General features: G+C 34.2%; 2 protein-coding genes. Both read left to right on the top strand.

Features of this window, described 5'->3' with window-relative positions:
• The coding region (gene lepB / locus AC1Z3S_RS20020; RefSeq protein WP_461741839.1) for a signal peptidase I at positions 1–632 on the top strand (632 nt) is incomplete at its 5' end.
• 55 nt (positions 633–687) lie between these two features.
• Positions 688–1,383: a winged helix-turn-helix domain-containing protein gene (locus AC1Z3S_RS20015; RefSeq protein ID WP_461741838.1), complete on the top strand. Its 696-nt coding sequence runs from the start codon at positions 688–690 to the stop codon at positions 1,381–1,383.
• Positions 1,384–1,487 lie beyond the last annotated feature (104 nt).

Genomic DNA, 1,487 nt, shown 5'->3' with positions numbered 1-1,487 from the left:
CTCTTCCCACGAATAAGGCAGTTAAATTATCTAAATCTGGTCGTAGAAACGTTAGTTATCAGAAGAAATCTAGCTCAAAAAAGAAGAGAAGAAGGAGTAAAAAACAGCATATCATTCAAGACTTTTTCTATGCAATCGTCATGGCTAGTCTTCTTGCTCTGATTTTGTTTTTCTTCTTATTTAAAATAGTGGTAATAAATGGATATAGTATGATGCCGACACTTCGCGATCAAGACACTGTTCTCATTCGAAAAACTGACTACGTAAAGCGATTTAATTTAATCTATTTCCAGCAAGGAAATACGCAACAAGTAAGAAGAGTAGTGGGGTTACCTGGAGAGCGAATCGACTATAAAGAAGATACACTTTTTGTTAATGGAGAGAGCGTAGAGGAAAAATTTCTTGTGGATGACATAAATGATGCGCAAAGAAATGGTGGTCAATATACCCCAAATTTTACTCTCTTAGATATCACGAATCAACAAACCATTCCAGATGATTGTTATTTAGTTTTAGCCGACAATCGATCGTATGGATCAGATAGTCGCCAGTATGGACTAGTTACACGGAATCAAATCATTGGTGTGCTACAAACATTACTGTTGCCTTTGACAGATACAAAAAAATTATGATAAGCATCATAGTAAACAAAAAACCCAAAAATGATTTATGGGTGAGGAGGAACCAATGAATCAAGTATTACTTTTAACAGCGAATCCCTCAGCTGATAAACAGTTGAAAGAAAATTTAGAATATTTAGGATATGAAGTTTTGCATTCAACACAATTAGTTGAACCACTCATGTTAGCTAAAACACCTTTTGTATTGGACTTACCTGTTGTAATTTTTAGTGAGACGCTACCAAGCGAAACTGTCGAAACTATTTTACGCCAAGGACAAATTGTAAATTGTGTGATTTTACGATGTGATACTGATCTCTTAAATGATGAATTATACGAAGAATGGCAAAAATTGGGGTTGACAGCGAAATTCTCTACGGGGATTTCTTTATCTAGTCTAAGAGAGTTATTGTCATCTTCTCGGCAACTACATTTCAGGGAAACACGGTCATGTCCACCAAATAGACATAAAATGACTAATGATTCTTACAATTTAGCTATTAGTACTTTTTCGAAAAAAGAACGACAATTGTTTGAAATACTATTTGATGAAAAAAAAGGATTTCTTACGCGAAAAGAAGTTGCTCAACGGATGTGGAATGGTCAAACGACAAGTTCACACTTGGCGCAACTTTCTCAAATTGTTAGTCGGATTCGCTTGAAATTTGCTCGGTATGGTTTTACAGAACAAATTATCGAAACGCACTGGAAAAAAGGCTATAAAATTTCAGATGAAATAAAGATATTTAATAATATAGGCTAAAATGAGAGCCTTATCTTGGGTTTTTTCCTAAGGTAGAGCTCTTTTCATTTAGTTAAGATAAGTTTTACCATCGTATACTAATTACTCGAAGATAAACTAAAAAA

It is taken from the genome of Enterococcus sp. LJL90 (assembly GCF_056924355.1).
The sequence above is the reverse complement of the archived record's forward strand: the minus strand, read 5'-3'. Positions and strand labels throughout refer to the sequence as shown.

Coding starts and splice junctions, on each gene's coding strand:
- AC1Z3S_RS20015 (WP_461741838.1), top strand. CDS start 688: ATGAATCAAGTATTACTTTTAACAGCGAATCCCTCAGCTGATAAACAG.